The sequence below is a fragment of the Algoriphagus algorifonticola genome, from assembly GCF_007655305.1.
In the GTDB taxonomy this organism is placed as follows: domain Bacteria; phylum Bacteroidota; class Bacteroidia; order Cytophagales; family Cyclobacteriaceae; genus Algoriphagus; species Algoriphagus algorifonticola.
The window spans coordinates 1-23,971 of the sequence record NZ_VLOG01000047.1 but is presented as its reverse complement, the minus strand read 5'-3'; the positions used below and the strand labels follow the sequence as shown (position 1 = coordinate 23,971).

25 protein-coding genes are annotated in these 23,971 nt (G+C 38.5%); 20 read left to right on the top strand and 5 right to left on the bottom strand.

Annotated elements, in window-relative coordinates:
* Nucleotides 1-7: 7 nt before the first annotated feature.
* The 6 genes from FL972_RS12255 (at nucleotide 8) to FL972_RS12230 (ending at nucleotide 4,141) form a co-directional block, all read left to right on the top strand.
* A complete protein-coding gene (locus tag FL972_RS12255; protein WP_144605755.1) occupies nucleotides 8-727 on the top strand; it encodes a hypothetical protein in 720 nt (239 codons plus the stop codon).
* A 69-nt stretch (nucleotides 728-796) separates the two neighbouring features.
* The gene (locus FL972_RS12250) at nucleotides 797-1,339 is read left to right on the top strand and encodes a hypothetical protein (RefSeq protein WP_144605754.1); all 543 of its coding nucleotides are present in this window, start codon (nucleotides 797-799) and stop codon (nucleotides 1,337-1,339) included.
* A gap of 4 nt (nucleotides 1,340-1,343) precedes the next feature.
* Nucleotides 1,344-1,826, top strand: coding sequence for a helix-turn-helix transcriptional regulator (locus FL972_RS12245; RefSeq protein WP_144605753.1), 483 nt, complete (start codon nucleotides 1,344-1,346; stop codon nucleotides 1,824-1,826).
* The gene (locus tag FL972_RS12240; protein WP_144605752.1) at nucleotides 1,823-2,278 is read left to right on the top strand and encodes a preprotein translocase subunit SecB; all 456 of its coding nucleotides are present in this window, start codon (nucleotides 1,823-1,825) and stop codon (nucleotides 2,276-2,278) included. The genes FL972_RS12245 and FL972_RS12240 overlap by 4 nt, the downstream gene beginning before the upstream one ends.
* 418 nt (nucleotides 2,279-2,696) lie before the next feature.
* A complete protein-coding gene (locus tag FL972_RS12235; protein WP_144605751.1) occupies nucleotides 2,697-3,314 on the top strand; it encodes an NADPH-dependent F420 reductase in 618 nt (205 codons plus the stop codon).
* A gap of 152 nt (nucleotides 3,315-3,466) precedes the next feature.
* Nucleotides 3,467-4,141, top strand: a complete 675-nt coding sequence (locus FL972_RS12230; RefSeq protein WP_144605750.1) for an ROK family protein — start codon at nucleotides 3,467-3,469, stop codon at nucleotides 4,139-4,141.
* A gap of 168 nt (nucleotides 4,142-4,309) precedes the next feature.
* On the opposite strand, the gene FL972_RS12225 is transcribed toward FL972_RS12230, so the two are convergent.
* The 4 genes from FL972_RS12225 to rfbA all read right to left on the bottom strand — a co-directional run bounded on the left by FL972_RS12225 (nucleotide 4,310) and on the right by rfbA (nucleotide 7,841).
* Nucleotides 4,310-5,299, bottom strand: coding sequence for an MlaD family protein (locus tag FL972_RS12225; RefSeq protein ID WP_144605749.1), 990 nt, complete (start codon nucleotides 5,297-5,299; stop codon nucleotides 4,310-4,312).
* A 2-nt stretch (nucleotides 5,300-5,301) separates the two neighbouring features.
* Nucleotides 5,302-6,033: an ABC transporter ATP-binding protein gene (locus tag FL972_RS12220; protein WP_144605748.1), complete on the bottom strand. Its 732-nt coding sequence runs from the start codon at nucleotides 6,031-6,033 to the stop codon at nucleotides 5,302-5,304.
* Between the two features lie 13 nt (nucleotides 6,034-6,046).
* Entirely contained in the window at nucleotides 6,047-6,820 is a 774-nt protein-coding gene (locus tag FL972_RS12215) for an MlaE family ABC transporter permease (RefSeq protein ID WP_144605747.1), read from the bottom strand.
* A 160-nt stretch (nucleotides 6,821-6,980) separates the two neighbouring features.
* The gene (gene rfbA / locus FL972_RS12210) at nucleotides 6,981-7,841 is read right to left on the bottom strand and encodes a glucose-1-phosphate thymidylyltransferase RfbA (RefSeq protein WP_144605746.1); all 861 of its coding nucleotides are present in this window, start codon (nucleotides 7,839-7,841) and stop codon (nucleotides 6,981-6,983) included.
* Between the two features lie 195 nt (nucleotides 7,842-8,036).
* Here rfbA and FL972_RS12205 point away from each other — a divergent pair, with 195 nt between their 5' ends.
* From FL972_RS12205 to FL972_RS12155, 11 genes are all read left to right on the top strand, one after another.
* Entirely contained in the window at nucleotides 8,037-9,305 is a 1,269-nt protein-coding gene (locus FL972_RS12205) for a glycosyltransferase (protein WP_144605745.1), read from the top strand.
* A 9-nt stretch (nucleotides 9,306-9,314) separates the two neighbouring features.
* On the top strand, nucleotides 9,315-10,805 hold the full coding sequence (locus FL972_RS12200) for a glycoside hydrolase family 32 protein (RefSeq protein WP_144605744.1): 1,491 nt from the start codon (nucleotides 9,315-9,317) through the stop codon (nucleotides 10,803-10,805).
* Nucleotides 10,806-10,868: 63 nt separating this feature from the next.
* Nucleotides 10,869-11,216: a hypothetical protein gene (locus FL972_RS12195; protein ID WP_144605743.1), complete on the top strand. Its 348-nt coding sequence runs from the start codon at nucleotides 10,869-10,871 to the stop codon at nucleotides 11,214-11,216.
* Nucleotides 11,217-11,275: 59 nt separating this feature from the next.
* Nucleotides 11,276-11,770: a hypothetical protein gene (locus FL972_RS12190; RefSeq protein ID WP_144605742.1), complete on the top strand. Its 495-nt coding sequence runs from the start codon at nucleotides 11,276-11,278 to the stop codon at nucleotides 11,768-11,770.
* A gap of 41 nt (nucleotides 11,771-11,811) precedes the next feature.
* Nucleotides 11,812-13,461 (top strand): SLC5/6 family protein, encoded by a 1,650-nt coding sequence (locus FL972_RS12185; RefSeq protein ID WP_144605741.1) that lies wholly within the window; start codon nucleotides 11,812-11,814, stop codon nucleotides 13,459-13,461.
* Between the two features lie 188 nt (nucleotides 13,462-13,649).
* Nucleotides 13,650-14,084, top strand: a complete 435-nt coding sequence (locus tag FL972_RS12180) for a (4Fe-4S)-binding protein (protein WP_144605740.1) — start codon at nucleotides 13,650-13,652, stop codon at nucleotides 14,082-14,084.
* Nucleotides 14,085-14,092: 8 nt separating this feature from the next.
* Nucleotides 14,093-14,659: an NAD(P)H-dependent oxidoreductase gene (locus FL972_RS12175; RefSeq protein ID WP_144605739.1), complete on the top strand. Its 567-nt coding sequence runs from the start codon at nucleotides 14,093-14,095 to the stop codon at nucleotides 14,657-14,659.
* 3 nt (nucleotides 14,660-14,662) lie between these two features.
* A complete protein-coding gene (locus FL972_RS12170; RefSeq protein WP_144605738.1) occupies nucleotides 14,663-16,531 on the top strand; it encodes a monovalent cation:proton antiporter-2 (CPA2) family protein in 1,869 nt (622 codons plus the stop codon).
* A 322-nt stretch (nucleotides 16,532-16,853) separates the two neighbouring features.
* Nucleotides 16,854-17,102 carry an acyl carrier protein gene (locus tag FL972_RS12165; RefSeq protein ID WP_144605737.1) on the top strand — a complete coding sequence of 83 codons (249 nt, stop codon included), beginning with the start codon at nucleotides 16,854-16,856 and terminating at the stop codon, nucleotides 17,100-17,102.
* Nucleotides 17,103-17,189: 87 nt separating this feature from the next.
* Nucleotides 17,190-17,861 (top strand): CAP domain-containing protein, encoded by a 672-nt coding sequence (locus FL972_RS12160; protein WP_144605736.1) that lies wholly within the window; start codon nucleotides 17,190-17,192, stop codon nucleotides 17,859-17,861.
* A gap of 78 nt (nucleotides 17,862-17,939) precedes the next feature.
* Nucleotides 17,940-18,692, top strand: coding sequence for a hypothetical protein (locus tag FL972_RS12155; RefSeq protein WP_144605735.1), 753 nt, complete (start codon nucleotides 17,940-17,942; stop codon nucleotides 18,690-18,692).
* 42 nt (nucleotides 18,693-18,734) lie between these two features.
* Here the strand turns inward: FL972_RS12155 and FL972_RS12150 are convergent, their stop codons facing one another.
* Nucleotides 18,735-20,114, bottom strand: coding sequence for an MATE family efflux transporter (locus FL972_RS12150; RefSeq protein WP_144605734.1), 1,380 nt, complete (start codon nucleotides 20,112-20,114; stop codon nucleotides 18,735-18,737).
* Between the two features lie 222 nt (nucleotides 20,115-20,336).
* Between FL972_RS12150 and mnmA the strand changes: the two genes are divergently transcribed.
* The 3 genes from mnmA to FL972_RS12135 are packed head-to-tail and all read left to right on the top strand — an operon-like array spanning nucleotide 20,337 to nucleotide 23,819.
* Nucleotides 20,337-21,548: a tRNA 2-thiouridine(34) synthase MnmA gene (mnmA, locus tag FL972_RS12145; protein ID WP_144605733.1), complete on the top strand. Its 1,212-nt coding sequence runs from the start codon at nucleotides 20,337-20,339 to the stop codon at nucleotides 21,546-21,548.
* Between the two features lie 32 nt (nucleotides 21,549-21,580).
* A complete protein-coding gene (locus FL972_RS12140; RefSeq protein WP_144605732.1) occupies nucleotides 21,581-22,288 on the top strand; it encodes a pseudouridine synthase in 708 nt (235 codons plus the stop codon).
* Nucleotides 22,289-22,346: 58 nt separating this feature from the next.
* Nucleotides 22,347-23,819 (top strand): M28 family peptidase, encoded by a 1,473-nt coding sequence (locus FL972_RS12135; RefSeq protein ID WP_144605731.1) that lies wholly within the window; start codon nucleotides 22,347-22,349, stop codon nucleotides 23,817-23,819.
* Nucleotides 23,820-23,971: the final 152 nt, after the last annotated feature.

The following is a 23,971-nucleotide window of genomic DNA, read 5'->3' as shown; positions in this document are numbered from 1 at the left end:
GCCCCGCATGCTACCCATCTCCCTAATCATCCTCGGCGGAATTTTATTGGTTTCCGGAATTGTACTTTTGGTTAAATCAAAGCCAATTAAGAACGAATCTCTAAATCAGGCCATTGCGGCGGTAAAAGCTGATGGGGTATTGACCCCAAAAGAAGAAAAGCTCATTCGAGAAATTGCCATCAGTGAAGGAAAAGATGCCGAATTGGCCATCCGTCAGATCAAAAGTGAACTGGAAGAATCGGAAGAAGATTCTGAGACAGAACTGATTGATGTCAACCAAAAAGCTGGATTGGATTTCGAAAAGTTTGTGGTGCAGAAGTTTGACAAGAAATTCTTCAAAATTCGGAATTGGGCAGGCGACAAGTTTGTAGAAGGCAGATATGCCGATACCACTACACAGCCTGATATTCAGCTATCGCTGATTCTTCGTGGTCAGTCCTACCCTCTTGCTGTAGAATGCAAATGGAGATCTGAACCCAAAGGGGATTTTATCCGCTTTGCCAATGAAGGACAATTGGAGCGATATAAAGCATTTGCCCAACAAGAAAACTATCCAGTTTTTATAGTTTTAGGAATTGGTGGAAAACCGTCCAGTCCGGCGGAATTGTATATTTTACCCATTCAAGAGCTGAAAAAGCCTATTCTACACAAGGCAGGATTAGGAAAGTATCGGAAAAAAATTGATTCTGATTTCTTTTTTGACCAAGAGTCGAATAGTTTAAGATAAGGAAACTGTGTCTTAAGATGAATATAAATTAAAATATTGAACCAAAATGTAAGCCTGTAGGTTGACACTATGAAGATTGTTAGTATATTTGAGCGCTCAAAGGACTGTCTTTATGCTGTAAAGTATGATGAGAGTGAGTTGGACGCATTAGAATTACTTCAAAGGTTCTGGGATGATCCAGAAGAATTACGAAAGTTTTTCAAAAAATTTCAGAAGGATTATGAAAATTATTATGGGAAAGCAAAAATCAGTTCCATCGTTGAGAAAGCAATTGAGGATGCAGACACATTATTTGAAACCTTATTCGAATTGGCTGAAGATGAATCAGGAAAACATCTGAGCGAATTTTTTAAACCTTTACACAATAAAGAAGCTGGAAAATCTTACGAACTACAACAGCTAAAAGCTTATGGAACGCTCAGTAATTCATTTTTGCGCGTTTACGCTATACGGTATGGCACATCTTATGTAATTACAGGTGGGGCAATCAAGTTGACTGATCAGATGAAGGATCGGAAGCACACGAAAGTTGAGCTGTATAAACTCAATTTGGTAAGAGATTATCTCAAAGAGAATGGTGAAGATGGGGAGTTCGTTTACTTAGACATTTAAGACAATGAGCATTACGGAAGAGAAAATAAAAAAATTAGCATCAGAAAATCCAACTTCCAATTGGAAGGAAAAAGTTGCCTTTAGAAAAGAAAACAAGGCTTGGCTCAAAAAGTCCTCAAGAATAGCTTTGCGAGTTTTGGATGTTTTGGATGAAAAGCGCTGGAACCAAACTGACTTGGCAAAAGAACTAGGGGTAACTCGACAGCAGGTAAGCAAATTGGTAAAGGGACAGAATGATTTCAAGCTTTCAACCATAACTCAGTTAGAAAAAGCATTGGGAATTCAGTTACAAGCAATCTTGGCTGATGGTGAATTTGTTATGTCAGAAGAAATGATTCAGGAAAGAGTGAATCAAGGTGTTACTGATTATCATAGAAAATGGATGATGACTCAGCAATATTTCGCATTAAAAAATCAAAAATCAGATCCTCAAACTGTGATGGCTGTTGAGTCTACAACCGAGGATGAATATGCTTTAGCAGGATGAGAGCAAAATTTTCACCATTACAATTATTGGATTTCAAGCTTTTGGAATCACATTATGAATTTATCATTCCAAAGGATGATGAGTTGGAGCCTAAAGAGTTATTTGGTGCCTACCACGTCGAAATAGATTTTGATATGAGCCCAATAGATGAAAATGGAGAAGTTCAGCTGGTTACCATGATAGAGGTTAATTTAGGAGGAGAAAGTATAGATTCAGGCTATAAGATTATGGTCGAAGGTGGCGGTACATTCAAACTCAATGAATCAGAAGAAATTGCTGAAGGCTTAAAAAACAACCTTTTAAAGTTTTCGACTTTGAACATGATGATCAATAACCTTCGTAATATCATCTATCAAATAACAAATCTCGGCCCTATGGGCGGGTATCTCCTACCTCCGATTGACATCACTAAACTGCTAAATGATAAGGCTGAAGAACAGGAGACAGAATAATTGTTTTTTAATTAAAAATTAAATTTCTTAAAAACTGTCAAGAAATTCTTGACTGTTCATTCAATTGGCCATCGAAATTTACCCAATTTGAAAAAGCTTAAGCAAAGAAAATATGGTAAGTGGCAAGATCGCGGATATTCAGATTATATTTTTATTAAATGGTTTCACTTTCTATATCGGGAAATAAGTCTTCCACATAAAATCACACTTACTCACCTATTTTGGCCGTGTATTTCAAAATACAATATTTGGACTTAGTATTCTGAAATATGCTTTGTGCATTGTAAATCGATTTTTTTCGAAATAAAATTTTGATAATCCTTTTCAATATCCTAGTTTTCAATGTTTTATGTGAGTTATTGGAAGAAGATAATTCTTCCTTTCACCCACGGTTTCTTTCATAAAACTGACAAAATCTATGAAAATTGGAATACTAGGCGGCACCTCGCTAGCCAAAACTTTAGGAAAAAAATACATTGAAGCAGGTATCAATGTTGTATTTGGAGTTCGCTCTGATTTTGAGGTTGAAGATGAGGAATGGAAGGTTCTCAATAAATTCCATCACAGAATTTGCCCTTACGAATCAGCTATTATTCAGGGAGAAATTATCTTGATCTGCTCTGAAAACGGATACCTTCCAGAAATCTGGTGTGCATTGAAAAATTCAGATACTGAGGATAAAATCATCATTGATTGTACAAATGCCTCATTTATTAAGAAACTCTCCAATTCTCATACCTCTCTTTTGAAGAAAGCAGCTCCCAAGGCTCACTTATTCAAGGCCTTTAATAATCTTGGCGTGGAGTATCCTTTAAATGATGAAATGGGAATAGTCAAAGAAACCTATTACTGTGGAGATGATGTTCCGGAGAAAATCAGAGTTAAAAGAATGATAGAACTCATTGGTTTTAAGGCAATTGATGCAGGAAAAATGTCCAATGCATTTCTCTTGGAAGCCTTTTATCACCTATCCAAAGAAATCACCTGGAATAAAAATGAAAGAAGTAACTACCATTTTAAACTAGTTTCCTTTTAAATGTCAGTTATTTACTAAAATCTTCTATTTTCCGATTTTTCTAATATTTAAGGCAATTAGCGACACGCTTTTTGCCTTAAATTTTATAGTTTCGAATCAACATCTTTAAAAACCCAATTTTGATAAACCCCTTTGGTGGTTTTGCTTAACGAATGAAAAAATTCAACAAGAAAATCCTCGTAATCGACATAGGTGGTTCCAATGTGAAAATTCTAGCAACGGGACAGCCTGAACGTATCAAAATTCCATCTGGAGCAGATTTTACTCCTGAACAAATGATTCCCTTGGTCAGAGAACATGCCGCAAATTGGCAATATGATGTAATTACGATAGGTTTTCCCGGAGTAGTAAAGCATAATAAAATTGTCAATGAACCTGTAAATATGGGTTCGGGTTGGGCTGGTTTTGACTTTCAAGAGGCTTTCGGCTGTCCTTTGAAAATAATTAATGACGCAGCCATGCAAGCATTGGGAAGTTTCGAAGGAAAGAAACTCCTATTCTTGGGCCTTGGAACGGGACTCGGTACGGCTATGGTTTTAAACAAAACTATCATCCCTATCGAAGGTGGCCATTTACCTTATAAAAAGACCACTTTTGAAAGTTATATAGGCAAGCCATACCTCTTCAAGAATGGACAAAAAAGATGGGAAAAACACGTTCACAAGGCTGTTGAAATCTTCTCAGATGCCTTCCAACCTGAGGATATTGTATTGGGAGGAGGGAATTCTAAACTTCTCAATGAAGTCCCTGAAGGTTGTCGCCTAGGAACTAACCAAAATGCCTTTAAAGGAGGCTTTAGAATCTGGGAGGAAGATTTCTTTATTTAAAATTTCGAAGAGGCTGTCTCAAAAGTGCAAATTGTCACATTGAGCGTCCCGACAATTGTACGGGATCGAAATGTAAGCCACAACGATAGAAATGGCCTTCGACTCCCTGTCTGACGTCAGGCAGGCGCTCAGGCAGACACTAGAGCTAATAATGAGACCACCTCTTTTTTATTTTTCAAATTGCTCGAGCTCTTTGGTCTTTCTTTTTTCTAACCTCTTGAAATGGCCCCTTAAAAGAAAGTTATGCTTCAGAGCTTCCATATTCTGATTAAAGCTCTCAGTGCTACTTTCTATATTTTGAATTGTATTCAATAAAGATTCCCTCACCAAGGTATCATTCAACAAAGCTCCAGCAGCTCCTTTTCCTTCTTGGATTTCATTCAAAATAGTTTTTGCCTCCAAAAGTACTCTTTCAGCTTCTTCCCCGGTTTTTAATATTTGATCGATTGATTTTGAAAAATTTGCGCTTAAAATTGTATCAGTGAATACCTGATCGACTAAGCCCTCGCCTTCTTCTAATGTTCTCAGTAGCCTGTTCCCTGCTTGGGCCATCTCAGTGGCTTTTCTACCAGCTAATCGGAATTCATCTACTGCCAAATTGATATTTTCCACCAACATTGTATCTCTCAACAGGCTCCATATCGCCTGACTTTTATTCAATTTGTTAGTAATATCCGCAAGATTTACAAGGGTCTTTTGAAGGTAATCTCCACTCATATCCAGCTTTTTAAGCATATCTTCTGTGCCTACCTGTTCCATGGCAAAAAGTACATCTCCTTCTTCAATTTGGCCAGCCTCCCCCTCTTGTGGAACTATGTGAAGAATTTTATTTCCCATCAATCCATCGGTAGAAATGATGGTAGCCGCATTTTTCTTAATGTGCTCCTGCATTTTTCTTTTAATCAAAAGGCTTACTTCTATGGTTGAATCGTTCGCCATTTCGATTGATTTGACTGTGCCCACGTCCATACCCTGAAACCTCACATTATTTCCAGGAACTAAGCCATTGACATTTTCCACCACTGTCAACAAGGTGATTGAAGTGCCGAAAATATTTTGGTTTTTGCCTATCATATAGAGTGCAAAAACCAAGAATAGCACTCCTGCAATGACTAGTGCGCCTAATTTGGTGTGTTCTATTTTCTTTTTTCCTTTCATAATCAGTCAAAGAATTCCTTGATCTTTGGGTCTTCGGATTTCCTTAAATTTTCGTAAGTATCCTCAGCGTACCTTGTTCCCTCGATGAGCATAATTACTCGATTGGAAGTCATTTTGATACAATTCAAATCATGAGAAATGATCAGGGCTGCAGATTTATATTTTTTCTGAACACTCAGCATCAAATTACTGATTTCACGAGAAGTAATCGGGTCTAGCCCGGTTGTAGGTTCATCGTACATAATTACCTTAGGTTTGAGAATTAAGGCCCTAGCCAGAGCAATTCGCTTTCTCATACCACCTGAAAGTTCGGCTGGCATCATATCTATGGTATGAGATAATCCAACATCTTCCAATGCCTCTTTTACAGCAGCATCAGCACCTTTTTTTCTTTCTTCTTTACTCCAATGTCTCCTTAGAGGAAATTCCAGATTTTCCCTGATTGTCATGGAATCATACAATGCATTGCTTTGGAAAAGAAATCCCACCTCAGCCCGAAGACTATCTAATTCATCCGAATTCAACAGCTGAATATCTTTTCCTAGCACTATCATTTCCCCTGAATCAACTTCCATGAGGCTGATAATGCACTTAATTAATACTGACTTTCCGGAACCTGATTTTCCAAGAATTGCGAGATTTTCTCCAGCGTTGATAGCCATGTTGAAATTGCGGAGAACATGATTATCACCGAATGATTTATTGAGATCTTTTATTTGAATCACTGGTTCCATCTTGTTAACTGAATTAAGTAAGTCCCAACAAGTCCGTGACTTGAACAGCAATCAAATCCAAAACAAATACCACCAAAGAAGCTACAATCACTGCAGTTGTGGCAGATTGGCCTACCCCTTCGGTTCCCTTTTTAGAATTATATCCTTTGTAACAGCCTATAATTCCAATGGCAAATCCAAAGAAAAAGGTCTTGATCAAGGATGGAATTAGATCCCCAAAACTCAAAGCTTCGAAGGCCTGATGCCAAAATAAATTCCAGCTTATATGTCCTCTAATGTTAACCCCAAGATATCCTCCACAAAGCCCAATGGCAATTCCAACACTGGAAAGAATAGGTACCATCACTGTGGAAGCAAGTACTCTGGTTACCACGAGATATTTAAAGGGATTTGTCCCAGAAACTTCCATGGCATCAATCTGCTCTGTAACTCGCATGGAACCCAGTTCAGCGCCCATTCCAGAGCCAATTTTCCCAGCGCAAATCAAGGCCGTAATGACAGGTGAAATTTCGCGAACAAGAGATACAGAGACCATGGAAGGTAAAAGAGATTCAGCTCCAAACTCAACCAAAGTCGGTCTGGATTGAATCGTGAGCACCAAACCCATGATAAACGCGGTAATTCCAACCAGGGTCAATGTTTTATATCCAACCCAAAAACATTGGTTGACAAACTCCTCCCATTCTTGTTTGGGCTTGGTTACAGTTTGAAAAAAGCGTGCCGTGAACTGGGCAATTTCACCCACTTCCCTAAAAAATGCATTATCAATTTGCTTCAGTAGTTTCACAGTTCCCACCTTCAGTCCTTCTCCAATTTGGCGAAAATCTGAATAAGATCAATACAATGATCTCAAGTGAAAGCATGATCTTTATCATATTTGCAAATAAAACCCTAGAGACGGAAGTCTCTGATTTTGAGAGTTTATTGAGCAAGAAAATCCATTGAACTCAATTCAATAACCGTCTCAAGTATTGCCCGTAGCCGCTTTTTCCCAATTTATCAGCAGCTTTTAAAAGCTCTTCTTTACCGATAAACCCTTGTCTATAGGCAATCTCTTCAATACATCCGATTTTTAATCCCTGACGTTCTTCGATAACTTCCACAAATTGCGCGGCTTGAAGTAGAGATTGATGAGTCCCTGTATCCAACCAGGCCGTTCCCCTATTCAAGATGGCTACTTGAAGAGCTCCCATTTTGAGGTATTCATTATTGATATCAGTGATCTCCAACTCCCCTCTTGGGCTAGGTTTGATGTTTTTGGCAATTTCAACTACTTTGTTATCATAAAAATATAGGCCAGGTACCGCAAATTTCGATTTAGGCTTTGCCGGTTTTTCTTCTATACTGATGGCTTTGTTATTTTCATCAAATTCCACCACTCCATATCTTTCCGGATCATTGACATGATAAGCAAAAACAACACCTCCATCAGGATTGGTATTTTCCTGTAAAGTTTTATGCAATCCCGAGCCATAAAATATATTATCCCCCAGAATCAAGGCCACTTTTTCATTTCCAATAAACTCCTCACCAATGATAAATGCCTGCGCTAATCCATCTGGAGAAGGCTGAACTGCATATTCAAATCGGCAACCTACCTGAGAACCATTACCCAATAATTTTTGGAAAGCCTCGGAATCATCAGGAGTGGTGATAATTAAGATTTCCCGGATACCGGCCATCATAAGAACTGACAAAGGATAGTAGATCATGGGTTTATCATAAACAGGCATCAGCTGCTTACTCACAGAGATTGTCAAAGGATAAAGTCGAGTTCCTGACCCACCGGCCAAAATAATTCCTTTCATAGCTACAAATTATTTTCAAATAGTTTGAAATCAAGCTTTTGGAAAAAGAGCACTTCAATTTGATTTTCCTCGAAACAGATTTCAGTTTATGAATTATGACAAATAAAAAACCTTCTGATCAAGAAGGATTATTGGAAATACAAACTAGATTTAGGCATAAAGCTACAATTAGCTGTTCTGATAATAAAATTATCAATGAAAATCCTGCTGATTTCTTTAGGTACTCGAGGCGATATTGAACCATTTCTCGCTTTAGCTGAGGTTTTCTCGAAAAGAAATATCGAGGTTACCTGCCTTTTTCCAGAGCAGTTCAAATCAGAGGTTCAAGAACTTGGTTATAAATTTTTAGCATTTGATAGAAGGTTTCTTGAACTCATAGAAAGCCCGACTGGCAAAAACTTAATGGGTGGTGGAAAATCTGCTTGGTCTCAGCTAAAAAACTACTTTAAGCTTGCCAAAGAATCCATCTCGCTCCAAAAAACATTATTGAATCAACAGAAAACCAGTCTAGCCGAAGTAGCTCCAGATCTGGTTTTTTTCCATCCCAAAGCACTCTATTATTATCTCATAGCGCGCTTAGATCCCAAAAAATATATCTTGGTCTCACCTATTCCATGTATTGTTCATCCCTCAGATGAATATCCTCATATGGGTTTAGCAAAATGGAATATCCCTAAACGATTTATTAGAAAATCATACAATTGGGTTAATCAAGCCAGGTATTTTATCATGAAGCTCAGCATGAAAAATGAGCTGAAAGAATTGGGATTATCAAAATTGACTACGGGTCAGCTTCGCGAATTTGAGCTCAAGGAGCTAAAAACATTTTATGCTTTATCTCCAACCTTATTTCCAAGACCCGATGATTGGCCGGATTCTGCTCAGATAGTTGGCTATTTCAAAAGAAATCAAGAATCCGTTTATCAAGCAGATTCAAGGTTGTTGGAATGGCTAGCAAAATACCCAAAACCAGTTTTTCTGACATTTGGCTCAATGACCAACCCTAAACCTGAATTTTTTACTCAACTATTTATAGAAGCTCTTGTCAAACTTAAAATTCCAGCAATCATCAATTGTTCATGGGGAGGTTTGACCGAGCTTACAGATACACCGGATTCCATATTTTTTGTCAACCATATCCCTTATGATTGGATCTTCCCAAAAATGTATGGGGTCATTCATCATGGTGGATCAGGCACTACCCACCAATCCGCCATCAATGCTTGTGTGCAATTGATCATTCCGCACATCATGGATCAATTTTTTTGGAACAAGGTCATTGAAAGCAAAGGATTAGGGCCTTTAGGAATCTCAATTCATCAATTTTCTCAACAAAAACTGGAAGAAAGGCTCTTGGATTTCTACCAAAATCAAAATTACAAGTTGAATGCTAAGCATGTTGCTGAAAAAATGAAAAATGAGGCAAATGAGAATAATTTGATAGATTTGGCCTTTCCAAAATGACTTTTCTAAATGAAAATCCATCCCTTAATCCCGAGTATTCTCTTGGCAGTTAGTATACAATCTTGCGACTTCAGTGCTCCCATTACATTTGAGCCTTCCAGCTTGTCACAATATGAGCCTGAATATCATTTTATTCCTCCATTTGGATGGATGAATGATCCCAATGGTATGGTATATCAAAATGGTACCTATCATCTATTTTATCAATATTATCCAGATAGTACTGTTTGGGGTCCTATGCACTGGGGACATGCGACTTCAGCTGACCTGCTCTCTTGGAAGGACGAGGGAATAGCTCTCTATCCTGATAGTTTGGGATATATTTTCTCAGGTAGTGCGGTGTTGGACGAATCAAACAGCTCAGGATTTGGAACTGAATCAAACCCTCCCTTGGTAGCAATCTTTACCTATCATGATATGGAAAGAGAAAAAGAGGGGGAATTAGAGTATCAGTCTCAAGGGATTGCCTACTCTTTGGACAATGGAAAAACTTGGATTAAATACGAAGGAAATCCTGTGCTTCCAAATCAGGGGATCAAAGATTTTAGAGATCCAAAAGTTAGTAGAATTCAAGATTCAGCAGGCAATTGGAAGTGGTTGATGACTTTGGCTGTATTGGACAGAATCCAATTTTTTGAGTCAAGTGATTTGAAATCCTGGACGCTTTTAAGTGAATTTGGTCAAAACCTAGGAGCACATGGAGGTGTTTGGGAATGCCCGGATTTGATCCCTATGAAAACCCCCTCAGGTGAAGAAAAGTACGTGCTTTTGGTGAGTATCAATCCGGGCGGACCACAACAGGGTTCTGCAACTCAATATTTTATCGGAGATTTCAAAAATGGAGAATTCATTCCAGATGATGAATTGATTCGTTGGCTGGATTATGGGCCTGACAATTATGCGGGGGTTACCTGGTCAAATATTCCTTCAGAAAGGAAAGATCCTCTATTTATAGGTTGGATGAGTAATTGGCTATATGCTCAGGTCGTTCCAACAGAAAAATGGAGATCCTCTATGACTATCCCACGAGAGTTGAATTTATTTCAGGTTGGAGACAAGCTTTTGGTTCAATCACAACCGGCAAAAGAACTAGAGTCCTTGAGGAAAAAATCTTACTCTATTTCCTCCTCGGAATCTGCCCTCCCTTCAGTAGCAACAGAGATAACAGCTGAGATCGAAAATCCTGAATCATTCAGCCTAACCTTAAGCAATGAATTAGGAGAAAAAGTAGTGATAAACCAAGAAATGGGGTTGATTAATATAGACCGCAGTATTTCAGGAAAAGTGAATTTCCATCCGGATTTTGCAAAGACTTTTTCAGCGCCCATGAGTTGGGAAGCCAAGTCAATCAGAGTTTTTATAGATGCGCATTCTATTGAGCTATTTATCAATAATGGGGAAATTGCAATGACGACACTTGTATTTCCTAACTCTCCTTGGAAAAATGTGGAAGGCATCCAAGGGTTGGAAAATGTTAAAATATATGATTTGAAAAAATAAGTATACTTAGCTATTGCAGATGCGATATTTATTGTTGAACATTTGCGAAGTATTCTAAGATATATGAACAAAAGGCTTGCAGCGTCTATGATTTTCCTGAGTTGGATTTTCGGGCTGTTAGCCTTTTTTCAGTTCCAACCTGTACAAGCTGAATCCTCTAGCTCAAAGCAAGAGATTTATGCTTATCCCCTTTCGGATTCCAATTTTGATAATTCTTTAGCTCAAGTCGTTCAAGTTGAAGTACCAAGCTTCAAAGTTGACTGGAAGCTTTATGGAAAATTGAATGCTTCAGGAGTCCATATTCAAGTCAAATCCCTGCTTTCTTCTCCTTCCGAGAAAGGACTTCTGGAAAAAAGCAGCCCCCTATTTGACGTCAAAACAACCTTTCTGCATTTTTTCTACACTTGGTAGTAGATTCTGAATAATCGCCCTATTTACAAATTCAGAATTTACAAAACCAAAAAAAAATCATGATCGACATAGATCCAGTGACACTTATTGTGTCCGCAATTTGCATGGGTGCATTTATAGCTCCTCTTGCCTACCAAAATTTTAAAGTAAAGTCATCAGAAAGTCTTCTTCAAAAGAGTTTTCTAGAAGTGGCTCAGCAAAACGGAATCCAACCTGAAATTCAGGAAAGATGGAGAAATCATTACCAATTAGGCTTGGATCCTAAATCCAAAAAACTCATTTATCATAGATACGGTGCCTATCCAAGCCAAGGTATCATTGACTTATCCGGGATTTCAAAAGTCACCTTGGATGAAAAAAACCACATGGTTCAGGTGAAAAAAGAAAAGCGGGTTATCATCGATTACCTAGCACTTCAATTTCACTATAAGGATCCCAATCATCCAACAAAATCCTTGGAAATCTACGATGGGGAGTTGTTTTCAGACTTAGCTGGTGAAAGAGTATTAGCTGGTAACTGGAAAACCCTATTGGAAAAAACAATTCATTCATAATTCAATTCGGGAGGGGGATTCCCCTCCCTATTTTACGATTAATGGCTAAAGCAATTGATTCTTGGGGGTCCAGAACCGGACTGATACTTGCCATGGCAGGAAATGCAGTCGGTTTGGGTAATTTCCTGCGATTTCCCGTTCAGGCAGTACAAAATGGAGGCGGTGCCTTTATTATTCCTTACTTGGTTTGTTTTTTCTTGATGGGTATTCCGCTCCTTTTCGTGGAATGGTCTATAGGAAGATTTGGGGGAAAATCCGATAATCACAGTACACCCTACATCTTGGACTCCATGAGTTCCAAACCAATATGGAAGTACATTGGAGTATTTGGAATCTTCACTAATATCGCTGTTGTAGCCTATTACACCTATATAGAATCCTGGACCTTTATGTATGTAATCCATACAGTTATTGGTTCATTTACTGATTTGACCAAAGAACAAATCAATGATTTCTTTCTGCTGTATGTCAATTTGGAAGGTTCCGATTTCGGTATTCCCCTGCTCCCACTGTGGATTTACCTTTTAGTATTGGGAATCAACGTGTATATTCTTTCAACTGGTTTGGGTGGGATTGAAAAGGTGGCTAAAATAGGAATGCCTCTTTTGATTGCATTTGGGGCAATTTTGGCTTTCAAAGGTTGGACCATGGGAAGTAATTATGCAAGTGATGCCTTTCCTGCTGCAAATGCATGGGATGGAATCAATTTCTTGTGGACACCTCAATACGGAAGCCTTTTAGATCCAAAGGTTTGGATGGCAGCAGCTGGTCAGATATTCTTCACATTATCGGTCGGAATGGGGTCCATTCAGTGCTACGCTTCTTACCTGAAAGCAAATGAAGATATTGCTCTAAACTCAGTCACTGCCGGGTTCACTAATGAATTTGTCGAAGTAGTTTTAGGAAGTGCTATCGTAATTCCTATTGCAGCAGGTTTCTTAGGTTTGGATTGGGTTTTGGAAAATGCAGGTTTTGGTATGGCATTTCAAACCATGCCTTACTTATTTCAGCAATGGGGTGAATTATTTGGAGTTTTAGCTGGGCTTTGTTGGTTTGGCTTATTGTTCTTTGCAGGAATTACCTCTTCCCTAGCCATGGGTACACCTTGGATGGGTTTTATGCAGGATGAATTTGGATGGAGTAAGGTAAAAGGAGCTTTATCTTTTGGACTCATGGTCATGATAATGGGGATTCCTACCGTATTATTTTATAAATATGGTTATTTCGACGAATTCGATTACTGGGCCGGAACAGTCAGTTTGGTAGTCTTTGCCTTACTGGAAACCATTTTGTTTGTATGGGTCTTTGGAATGGATAAGGGATGGAAAGAACTAACCACAGGTGCGGATATCAAAATTCCCTCTGTCTACAAGTTTATCATGAAGTATATTACTCCTGCTTTACTTTTGATTGTGTTTGTAGGGGCCTTATTTACACCGGAAAATAATGATTGGTCTACCGCACTTCAAAATCTTTTTTCAGGAAATTCATGGAATCTTGATCCTAGCTCAATTATCAGTAAGCTTTCTCATGAAAACTTGGATATAGAACTACAAGCCCATCCTGAAAACTTGGAAAAGATTGAAAAAATCAAGCTATTTTCAAATACAGCGAGAATTCAGTTGGTTCTTTTATTCTTGACAATAGTTGGTTTTGTCTATGTTTCTCACCGTAAAAGATTAAAAAAATGAATACTGAAGCACTAATTCTAGCCATTCTGACCCAGGGAAGTATTCTTATTGTGACAGGACTTTGCTTTTATCTGATTCTCAAAAAACCTAATAGTAAATAAGTCAAATTCAAAATTTACTTTGGTTCCTAGATGAATTTTCAGTTCTTTTTGGTAATATGATATTCGTATTACCAAATTGATTTTTCCATGTCTGAGAAGCAACTCAAAAAAGAATATTCCAATGGAGAGGTAACCATCACTTGGGAGCCCCATAAATGTATCCATTCTGCCAACTGTGTAAATGGCTTACCTTCAGTTTTTGACAATACCAAAAAACCCTGGATAGATCCCGAAGGATCCAGTACAGAGAAAATTGTGGAACAAGTTCAAAAGTGTCCCTCGGGTGCTTTGGGTTACTATTTTGAAAATGAATCTTCCAAAGAAAATGTGGAAGTAGACAAAGAGCAAATTGTCGAAGTCATGAAAGATGGCCCACTGATGGTGTATGGAAATATGACCGTCAAAATGGCGGATGGGACGACCAAAAAACAGCATAAAGTCTCGGCTTTTTGCAGGTGCGGCGGAAGTCAGAATAAACCTTTTTGTGACGGAACTCATAAGAAAATTGATTTCAAAGGCTGAGGAAATCCATGCGAAAGGTATTAATCATTTTTGCTCATCCTAAGTTTGAGCACTCAGATGTTAACTTTCAGTTAATCAATGCAGTAAAGGATCTTGAAAATGTCACAATCAGGGATTTATACGAGTTATATCCTGATTTTACCATCAACATTCAAGAGGAGCAAGAAATACTGTTTGAACATGAAGTAGTGATTTTTCAGCATCCTTTTTATTGGTATTCCTGCCCTCCTTTGTTGAAGCAATGGATTGATCTTGTTTTAGAGTTTGGATGGGCTTATGGACCAGGTGGTGTTTATTTGAAAAATAAATATTTACTGAATGCCATCACATCCGGAGGGTCTCAGGAAGTGTATAGTCATGAGGGTAGAAACAGGTTTACGTTAGAGGAGTTTTTGAGACCTTTTGAGCAAACCGCCTATTTATGTTGGATGCGATATTTGCCCCCTTTCCACATAGGAGGTACACATCAAATCCAAGTCGATGAATTGCAGAGGAAGGCAAGAGCCTATAGAGAGCTTGTGCTACAATTAAGAGATGAGAAAGAAATAAGCATTCCTTATTTACAAAAAACCTAGGCTATGAATGGATTTTTGATCAACGCTATCATTTTTATCGTAGCTGCTATAATCTGCGTTCCTATTGCCAAAAGATTGGGAATGGGCTCAGTTCTGGGCTATCTGATCGCAGGAATTTTAATAGGTCCCTACTTATTGGGCTTTATTGAAGATGGAAATCAAGGTCAGGACATCATGCATACCACCGAGTTTGGGGTAGTAATGATGTTATTTTTGATTGGGTTAGAGCTGGAGCCAAAAAACCTTTGGAAAATGAAAGACCTGATTTTGAAAGTTGGTCTTTCTCAAGTATTAAACACTGCGGCCCTAATTTTTGAAATCTCGATCCTGATTGGAGTCAATTGGCGGGTTGGTCTGGCAGTTGGACTTTCTATGGCACTTTCATCCACTGCTATTGTTTTGCAGTCTTTGAAAGAAAAACATCAGATGGACAGTAATTCTGGAAGGATGTCTTTTGGAGTTTTGCTCATGCAAGACATTGCTGTTATCCCAATTTTAGCCGTATTGCCCTTATTGGTAGTGGCAGGAGCCGAAATGAGCGCAGACTCGGGGCATGGAGGATTCTTGGAACATCAACCGGGCTGGGTTCAAACCTTGATGATTTTTGCCGCTATAGGTTTAGTGATACTGATGGGAAGATATGGCTTTGGCCCCATTCTAAACTGGGTATCCAAAACCAAGCTTCGGGAATTATTTACAGCATCTGCATTGCTCATTGTTGTGGGTATAGCTTTTTTGATGGAGTTAGTAGGGCTTTCTCCTGCACTCGGAACATTCCTGGCAGGTGTAATCTTAGCCAATTCACCATATAAACATGCATTAGAATCTGATTTAGACCCATTTAAAGGACTCCTTTTGGGGTTATTTTTTATGGCTGTAGGGGCAACAATCAATTTTGAATTGATTTCAAGTAATGCCTCAGTCATTATTTCTTTGACATTGGGTGTGATGCTGTTGAAAGCTTTAGTGCTTTTGATCATCGGAAAAGTGAGAGGTTTGAGTATTCCTGAAAATCTCAGCTTTGCGTTTGGATTGGCTCAAGTTTCCGAGTTTTCTTTCGTAACCTATGCATTTGCCTTGCAATTGGGGATTTTTGCAGCTTCTACATCTGATTTTTTGATAGCGGTTACAGCATTGACCATGACCCTGACGCCCATTGTGATGTTAGTGATTGATAAATTAATCATTCCTAAGCTTCGGGAAAAAGAAAGTAAAAATGAACGGGAAGCTGATACCTTCTCTGAAAAAAATAAGGTCATCCTTGTAGGATTTGCTCATTTCGGATCAACACTCGGAAGATTTCTCAGAGCAAATGGCATAGAAGCCACTGTTTTGGATTTTAATCCTGATCAAGTGGACTTGTTGAGAAAAATGGGCTTTAAGGTATTTTATGGAGATGCTACAAGACTAGATCTTCTTCATTCAGCAGGTGCAGAAGAAGCGCAAATTCTGATTTCAGCGATTAATTCCAGTGAAACCAACAGGAAGTTGGTGGAGCTTTGTCAGGAACATTTTCCTCATTTGGAAGTCATGATCCGGACTAAAAACAGAAATGATGCTTATGAATTGATGGAAATGGGCGTTGAACATATCTATAGAGAGCATTTGGATACTTCCATTCGAATGGGTGAAGATGTCTTAAAAAAGCTTGGGTTTAGAGCTCATACCATACATCGCTTGGCAAGCCAATTTCGAAAATACGATGAAGATGCCTTGAAAGTATTATTCCAGTATAAAAATGACCGGGAAGAATACATATCCAAAGTAAAAAAGCAAATCGAGCAACAGGAACTTTTATTATCAGGCGAATTGAGCAAAAAATTCTCCTTGAATGATCAGGCCTGGGATAGCGAACCGATGAAAAATAGATGATAAAAATAAATTAAATCATTTTCTAGATTAAAGTGACTAATTAATTGATTTTTAATCTTTTATAAATATATAACGATCGAATCATAGTATTTATCTATCGTCTGATAAGGAAGCATTTTTTTTTGTCCTTTTCTTAAAAAAATTTAAAGCTTTGAATTTAAAGTAAACTATTTCTACTCGAAATTGATTTATTACAATGATCTAATAATAAGATTATTGAGTTTTCACCGTTCGAAGTAGCATATGAATAAGTTGCTACGTCATGTGTGAAAATCGCCTGACGATCATTTCTTAGATTTTTCAGATCTACATATAAGAACTAATGAACCAACAATTTAAAATTCTAAAAAAAGCTGCGGAGGTATTTCATTCTTATGGCATCAGTCTCCACGGCCCTAGAAAGAATGATCATTTCATTCAAAAGCTAAACATGGACCCTATTTTTATTAATGGGTTGATTTTTGAATTGGAATATCAGCTTCAAGTTTACATTCAGGAAGAAAAACTGAGAACTGCATGTACTCCTAAAGAATTGATTCGGCTATTTTTGGAAATACCACAAGAAAACTAACAGGCTTCGGCCTGTTTTTTTATTTCAATTTATACTAAATCCACTTTTTAATCGTGAATAAATCAGCCCTGATAAGTATTCTGATTCATGCCTAAATATTTTCTTCTCTCCTGTTGCTTTTACCTTTCCTTGATTTCTACTTTCGCTCAAAGCTGGTCCTCAGTAGATTACTCAAAATTTGATTGGAAATCATTTTACAAACTATCAACCGCTCATCAAGAGCTAAATCTTTCCGATATAGATTACCCTTTATTACATGCAGCTATTTTTTATGTGAGCAATGAATTTAGGGAGAGAAATCGCTTGAAGCCTTTTATTTACTCAGATAGAATAGAAAGACTTTCTGCCGATCATGCAGCGGATATGGTGAAGTATAATTTCTATGGCCATTTTAGTAAAATAAGAAATAAGCGGACATTGAGGGACAGATTTCAGATTGTTGGATTAAATCCATCAGGAATTGCAGAGAATATCAGTAGCACGGCTGCTATCCAATATGAATATGGAAGAAAAGTAAATCGGCCACAAAGTCCCGGAATCTTCACATATATGTCCAATAAAAGAGAAGTAATTCCCAATCATACTTACCTGAGTTATGCCAAAGCTATTGTGCAACTTTGGATGGACTCTCCCGGACATCGAGCTAATATTTTAAATCCAGGATTTATATACATGGCAGCAGGATCAGCAGTTTATCCTGAAAGGAGTTTCTACAATATGCCTTACTTCATGAACGTGCAATGCTTTAGCGGGCGCTAGGCATAGATACGCCAAATGTCGTATGGCGTTTATATTAGGAAAGAATGAGCTTTGAATACACATTTAAACTTTCAAGCTATGAAATTCAAAGCCTTATCTTTTATCATCCTAGTAGCAGGATTATCGTTTTTTTCTTCCTGCGACGGAGACTCAGAAAATCCATTAGAACAACAGCAAAGCAATCCTGTACCTCAACCGGGTGATGCGGACGGAGTAATGGCAGCTATCAAAGCAAAATCCAATACCCCTTCAGGCACTCCCTCTGTTCCTGGTATGCCTGATATTTTATTGGATGTTGCATCCGCTAACTTTTACAGTACTTCGGGAGGCAGCTCTTTGGTGAATGTTGGCGAGGTCATGTTGAACGATTTCAAACTTCAAAATATCAGCGGAAACACTTATATCAATAATTTCACAGATATCACTTTGGGAATAAATTCAGGCCAAGCCAATGGCTGGAAAGTGGCTGGAGCAAATGGGTTTGATGGCTTTACTCACACGACCGCCAAGGTAATGCCGGGGGTGGTAAAGTTTGCGAGTAATCAAAGCGAAACAATTAGTATCTCTAGCTCAGTCACACTTTCCATCCAATCAGTTCCTTCAGGAGTTGACAACATACTTTGGGTGATTTCAGATGGCAGCAAGGTTGTTACCAAAGAAAGCAGGGCTACTTCAATTACCTTTTCCACTTCAGAATTATCAGGCATGAAAACCACCGGCCAAGGAATCATTCAAGTAGCTGCTTATAATAGTGAAAGCAGAACCATAGGAGGTAAAAAAATCTACTTCATCAACGAAACTGTTGACAGCAAGTTTGTTACCTTAAATTAAGTACTCTAAAGACCTGTCGGGGCAATAAGTCCCGGCAGGTCTTTAAACAGCCACTTTTTTCCAATTCCCCTTTTTAAATAAAAACCATGAAACCACAGCATGGAAGGAATGGGCGAATGCAATGGCAATAAAAATCCCCAAATATTCTAATCCCATCGGGAAAGCCAAGAACCAGGCTAAGGGAATTTCCAAAAACCAGAGCACTCCAATATTGATATATGCGGGAGTTTTGGTGTCACCAGCTCCATTGAAAGCTTGAGTTAATACCATCCCAACTGCAAAAAACACATAACCCAGAACAATCACCCATAAGCCTTGTGCTGCTATGCTTTGAACTTCCGGTATATCCGTAAAAAGGCCTGCCAGTTCCTTTGAAAAAATTAAATAGATTCCAGTCACTGAGGCCATAAATATTACGCAATATCGAGTTGTCAACCATACTGCTTGTTCAGCTCTTCCAATTTCTTTGGCACCTAAATTTTGACCTACTAAAGTAGCTGCTGCTCCGGAAAGTCCCCATGCAGGTAAGATGGTAAAAATCAATACTCTCATGGCTATGGTATACCCTGCCAAGGCCGTTGACCCAAATTCAGCATTCATCCTGGTCAAAGCCAACCAAGATACTGAGTCAATCAAAAATTGACCCATCCCTCCTGCTGCGATATCCAGAATTTTTCGAATAGTCTTCCATTTGATTTTAATATTTCTGGAAAGAATGTGTAGCCTGTGTTTCCCGTTGAAGAGGTGATATAATTGGTAAAGCACGCCAAAACTTCTTCCCATAGTGGTCGCTATTGCAGCTCCGTCAAGTCCTAACCCATCCCATGAACCAATTCCAAAAATAAATAAGGGATCCAGGATGATATTAAAACCATTGGCAATCCACAAAGATCTCATGGCATGGTGAGCTTGTCCAGCACCACGAAAAGCTCCATTGATCAAGAACAAAAGCATGATGGCACTATTTCCGATAAAAATTATTCGGGCATAATTGGCTCCAGTCCGAATGACTTCTTCTTCAGCTCCCATGAGCATCAGTACTTCTTTGGCAAAGATCCAGCCCAGTATCCCCAAAACCAGAGAAATCATGACTCCAACAACCAGTAACTGAAATGCCGCATCCCCAGCTTTTTCATACTCCTTCTCTCCAAATCTCCGTGAAATAAGTGCTGTGGCAGCCATGCTGATTCCAAACCCAACAGCATAAACCAAAACGATAACAGACTCAGTCAATCCAACTGTTGCAATGGCACTTTCACCGAGTTTGGCCACAAAAAAGATATCCACCACCGCAAACAAGGACTCCATCATCATTTCCAAGATCATCGGAATAGCTAGAACCATTATTGCGGTTTTGAGAGGCAAAACGGTGAAATCTTGCTCTTTACCCAAAATTGCGTCTTTGATCAACTGAAAATTCATGGAAATTTGCCTCGAGAAATTGAAAGAAAAGCAAAAATAGAGGATTCAATTCAAAGCAGATTCATGTTAGGACACCTTCAATTGAATTTTCAAAAATTTAGACTTCACTTCTTTATGGAGAAAACAAAGTATTTTTGTTTGAAAATGAACTGAACATTCAATGCATCAGTTTATTTGTCACTTGTAATCGAATGGACCTTGAATCCATTAATTGATGCAGCTATGAATAAAAAACCAAGAGTAGTCGTCGGCTTATCCGGAGGTGTGGATAGTTCAGTGGCGGCCCACCTGCTGCTAGAGCAGGGTTATGAAGTCATCGGCATGTTTATGAAAAACTGGCACGATGAATCAGTCACCATATCCAATGAATGTCCTTGGATGGAAGATTCCACAGATGCAATGCTTGTTGCTGAAAAGTTAGGAATCCCATTTCAAGCCATTGACCTCAGCGAAGAATATCGGGAAAGAATTGTGGATTACATGTTTGCCGAATACGAAGCAGGCCGAACTCCCAATCCGGACATCCTTTGTAACCGAGAGATAAAGTTTGACATTTTTCTAAAAGCAGCACAAAAACTGAAAGCAGACTTCGTTGCTACTGGACATTATTGTCAAAAAGGAAGTGTTGAAATTGATGGAAAACCTGTTTATCAACTATTGGCAGGTGCAGATCCCAATAAAGATCAAAGTTATTTTCTTTGTCAGCTTTCTCAGGAGCAGTTAGCAAAGGCATTATTCCCAATAGGACATCTTCAAAAGTCAGAAGTTAGGGCCATCGCTAAAAATTTGGATCTTATCACAGCCGAAAAGAAAGACTCTCAAGGCTTATGCTTTATCGGTAAAGTGAGACTTCCTGAATTTCTTCAGCAACAATTGAAACCCAAAAAAGGAAAAATCATTCAAATCCCTGATAATCTAGCGGTATTCAATCGTTTAAAAATTCCTGCAGGAGTAGCATTGGAGGATTTAGATACTGATGAATTGGATGCTTTAGCCCTTCCTGTTCACTATCAGGCTAACCAGGGAAAAGTCTTGGGAGAGCATAATGGAGCTCATTATTTCACTGTTGGGCAAAGAAAAGGCTTGCAAGTAGGCGGAACCGGCAAACCCTTATTTGTAATCGCCACAGATACTAAAGAGAATAATATCTATACAGGATTAGGCGATGATCATCCAGGATTATTGAGAAATGCACTTTTCGTTAAAGAAAAGGATATTCACTGGATTAGGGAAGATCTTGTATTGACCCCGGGTCAATCAGCAAAATATCAAGCAAGGATCAGGTACAGACAGCCTTTGACAGAAGCAACCTTGATAAGAAGAGAGAAAGGACTTTATGTCATTTTTGATCAAGCTCAGAAAGGGATAGCTTCAGGACAATTTGTTGCCTGGTACAATGCGGATGAATGTATTGGTTCAGGTACAATTTTCTAACTTCACGGCCGGTTTTATAGCCGGTTTTTTTTATGCATTTAGAAATAATTTTAGAGGACGATGACATCATCGCAATCAATAAACCATCTGGGCTTTTGGTTCATAGAACGGCATTAGCCGCGTCCGAGAAAAAAGAATTTGCAGTACAAATCTTAAGAGATCAAATCGGTCAAAGAGTTTATCCGGCCCATAGACTGGACCGACCTACCAGCGGCATCTTATTATTTTCAAAAAAAGAAGAAGTATTGCCTTTGCTAAAAAAGCAATTTGAAAATAAGACAGTTCATAAATCTTACCTCGCTATAGTTAGAGGTATTCCGGCTGAAAAGACTTTTACGGTTGATCAAGGCTTGAAAAACGAAAGATCAGGCAAGATTCAGGATGCTGTAACCCATTTTCAAGTCTTAGATAGCTCGGAAATTCCTTATGACACTACTGGACGATATCCAACCAGTAGATATTCTTTACTTTTAGCCAAACCAGAAACAGGTAGAACCCATCAGATACGAAGGCACCTAGCCCATAAAAGGCATTATATTTTAGGAGATAAAAAGCATGGAAACAATAAACAAAACAGCTTTTTTGAAAAGCAGTTTGGGCTTCAAAATTTATTGCTTCATGCACACAAGCTTGAGTTCAATCACCCAATCAGCAATGAAAAAATTACTCTGAAAGCTGAAATACCTGTACACTTTCGAACTATTTTGAAAGATTTGAATCTGAGTGATCAAGTATTGTAGCATTCTCAGATATCTTTTCTCCGATTTCCCTTATTTTGGAAGAATAAAATTACACCCTATGAATAAAAAACTCTTGGGATTTGGTTTAGCATTACTGCTGGCCAATCCTCTTTTTTCCCAAAAAGTAGCTATTGAAAAAGCATTTAATAATCAATCTGCAATAGAGGATTTCAGGTATTTAGCTTCAGATGAGTTAATGGGGCGAGATCCTGTAAGGCCGGAGATTGAACTTGCCTATAACTACATTGCTTCAGAACTTAAAAAAGCAGGAGCAAAAATGATCCCTGGGGCTGATGGCTATTTCCAGAATATTCCATTTAGAATGTCTTCTCCTCCAAGTACCGGACAGATCAAATTGGGCAAGAATACATTTGAACAAGGTAAAGATTTATTGGTCCTAGACGGGAAGTCCATTTCTGGATCCTATGAATTGGTTGATGTCGGTTTTGGTCTTGAAGAGGATTTTCAAGGAAAAGATTTAAAAGGAAAAATAGCAGTTTCCAATGTTGGCGCGCCTGATAGGTTAGGTCCTGCTGATTTATTCGCCTTGGGTAGAGAAAAAACTGCCAGAGCTCAAGAAAGTGGTGCAATCGCCTTGATTGAAAGATTTAATGTGCCGAGCGTACCATGGCAGCTGGTTTCCAATTTCCTAAATAGACCAACTCTGGGAGTAGATCAAGGCGAAAGCTCTGAGCTCACCTATATCTGGATAAAGGACATGGACAATGGAGTTCGTTCAGCTATGGCAGATCAGAGCATCTCTAAAGCTGACTTGATGATATCTGGTAAAACCAATAAAAATATTGACGGGAAAAATGTTGTAGCTTGGATTGAAGGTACAGATCCTCAATTAAAAAATGAATATGTATTGCTTTCCGCACATTATGACCATGTGGGTGTAGGAAGACCTGATGCTGAAGGTGATTCAATTTATAATGGAGCAAGAGACAATGCTGTTGGAACCGTAGCAGTAATGAATGCCGCAAGATTCTTTGCAAAAAATCCTCCAAAACGGTCCATTCTCCTAGCCCTTTGGACAGCTGAGGAAAAAGGCCTGCTCGGTTCTGCTTATTTTGCAGAAAATCCATTAATCCCACTTAATCAGGTGATTTTCAATCTGAATATTGACAACGGAGGTTATAATGATACTTCAGTCATCACTGTAATTGGCCTAGGGAGAACTACAGGAGATGATCAAATTTCAAAAGCAGTCATTGAATTTGGATTAAAAGCAATACCTGATCCTGCTCCAGAGCAAGGACTTTATGACCGTTCCGATAATGTGAACTTTGCCAGAAAGGGTATCCCCGCTCCTACTTTCTCTTTGGGTTTTCAAGCCTTTGATGATGAAATTCAAAAGTACTATCACAAGCCTGGAGATCATGTGGAGAATTTTGATTTGGATTATGCCATCAAGTATTGGAAGTCCTACATTTTGGCAGCACAGCTAATTGCCAATGATTCTTCTAAGCCAGTTTGGGTGGCTGGTGATAAATATGAAAAAGCGGGAAAAGATCTTTACGGAAATTGATTCTAATGATATTGATTTAAAAACTGATTCATAAAAAAGCCCGAATTCAAATTGAATTCGGGCTTTTTCTTGTCCCCGTACGAAGTAGTCTTTTTAACCCGAAATATGCAGTAGACTTCTTATTACGAGTCCAAACCGCTTCAAAATCAATC

Coding starts and splice junctions, on each gene's coding strand:
- FL972_RS12255 (WP_144605755.1), top strand. CDS start 8: ATGCTACCCATCTCCCTAATCATCCTCGGCGGAATTTTATTGGTTTCC.
- FL972_RS12250 (WP_144605754.1), top strand. CDS start 797: ATGAAGATTGTTAGTATATTTGAGCGCTCAAAGGACTGTCTTTATGCT.
- FL972_RS12245 (WP_144605753.1), top strand. CDS start 1,344: ATGAGCATTACGGAAGAGAAAATAAAAAAATTAGCATCAGAAAATCCA.
- FL972_RS12240 (WP_144605752.1), top strand. CDS start 1,823: ATGAGAGCAAAATTTTCACCATTACAATTATTGGATTTCAAGCTTTTG.
- FL972_RS12235 (WP_144605751.1), top strand. CDS start 2,697: ATGAAAATTGGAATACTAGGCGGCACCTCGCTAGCCAAAACTTTAGGA.
- FL972_RS12230 (WP_144605750.1), top strand. CDS start 3,467: ATGAAAAAATTCAACAAGAAAATCCTCGTAATCGACATAGGTGGTTCC.
- FL972_RS12225 (WP_144605749.1), bottom strand. CDS start 5,299: ATGAAAGGAAAAAAGAAAATAGAACACACCAAATTAGGCGCACTAGTC.
- FL972_RS12220 (WP_144605748.1), bottom strand. CDS start 6,033: ATGGAACCAGTGATTCAAATAAAAGATCTCAATAAATCATTCGGTGAT.
- rfbA (WP_144605746.1), bottom strand. CDS start 7,841: ATGAAAGGAATTATTTTGGCCGGTGGGTCAGGAACTCGACTTTATCCT.
- FL972_RS12205 (WP_144605745.1), top strand. CDS start 8,037: ATGAAAATCCTGCTGATTTCTTTAGGTACTCGAGGCGATATTGAACCA.
- FL972_RS12200 (WP_144605744.1), top strand. CDS start 9,315: ATGAAAATCCATCCCTTAATCCCGAGTATTCTCTTGGCAGTTAGTATA.
- FL972_RS12195 (WP_144605743.1), top strand. CDS start 10,869: ATGAACAAAAGGCTTGCAGCGTCTATGATTTTCCTGAGTTGGATTTTC.
- FL972_RS12190 (WP_144605742.1), top strand. CDS start 11,276: ATGATCGACATAGATCCAGTGACACTTATTGTGTCCGCAATTTGCATG.
- FL972_RS12185 (WP_144605741.1), top strand. CDS start 11,812: ATGGCTAAAGCAATTGATTCTTGGGGGTCCAGAACCGGACTGATACTT.
- FL972_RS12180 (WP_144605740.1), top strand. CDS start 13,650: ATGTCTGAGAAGCAACTCAAAAAAGAATATTCCAATGGAGAGGTAACC.
- FL972_RS12175 (WP_144605739.1), top strand. CDS start 14,093: ATGCGAAAGGTATTAATCATTTTTGCTCATCCTAAGTTTGAGCACTCA.
- FL972_RS12170 (WP_144605738.1), top strand. CDS start 14,663: ATGAATGGATTTTTGATCAACGCTATCATTTTTATCGTAGCTGCTATA.
- FL972_RS12165 (WP_144605737.1), top strand. CDS start 16,854: ATGAACCAACAATTTAAAATTCTAAAAAAAGCTGCGGAGGTATTTCAT.
- FL972_RS12160 (WP_144605736.1), top strand. CDS start 17,190: ATGCCTAAATATTTTCTTCTCTCCTGTTGCTTTTACCTTTCCTTGATT.
- FL972_RS12155 (WP_144605735.1), top strand. CDS start 17,940: ATGAAATTCAAAGCCTTATCTTTTATCATCCTAGTAGCAGGATTATCG.
- FL972_RS12150 (WP_144605734.1), bottom strand. CDS start 20,114: ATGAATTTTCAGTTGATCAAAGACGCAATTTTGGGTAAAGAGCAAGAT.
- mnmA (WP_144605733.1), top strand. CDS start 20,337: ATGAATAAAAAACCAAGAGTAGTCGTCGGCTTATCCGGAGGTGTGGAT.
- FL972_RS12140 (WP_144605732.1), top strand. CDS start 21,581: ATGCATTTAGAAATAATTTTAGAGGACGATGACATCATCGCAATCAAT.
- FL972_RS12135 (WP_144605731.1), top strand. CDS start 22,347: ATGAATAAAAAACTCTTGGGATTTGGTTTAGCATTACTGCTGGCCAAT.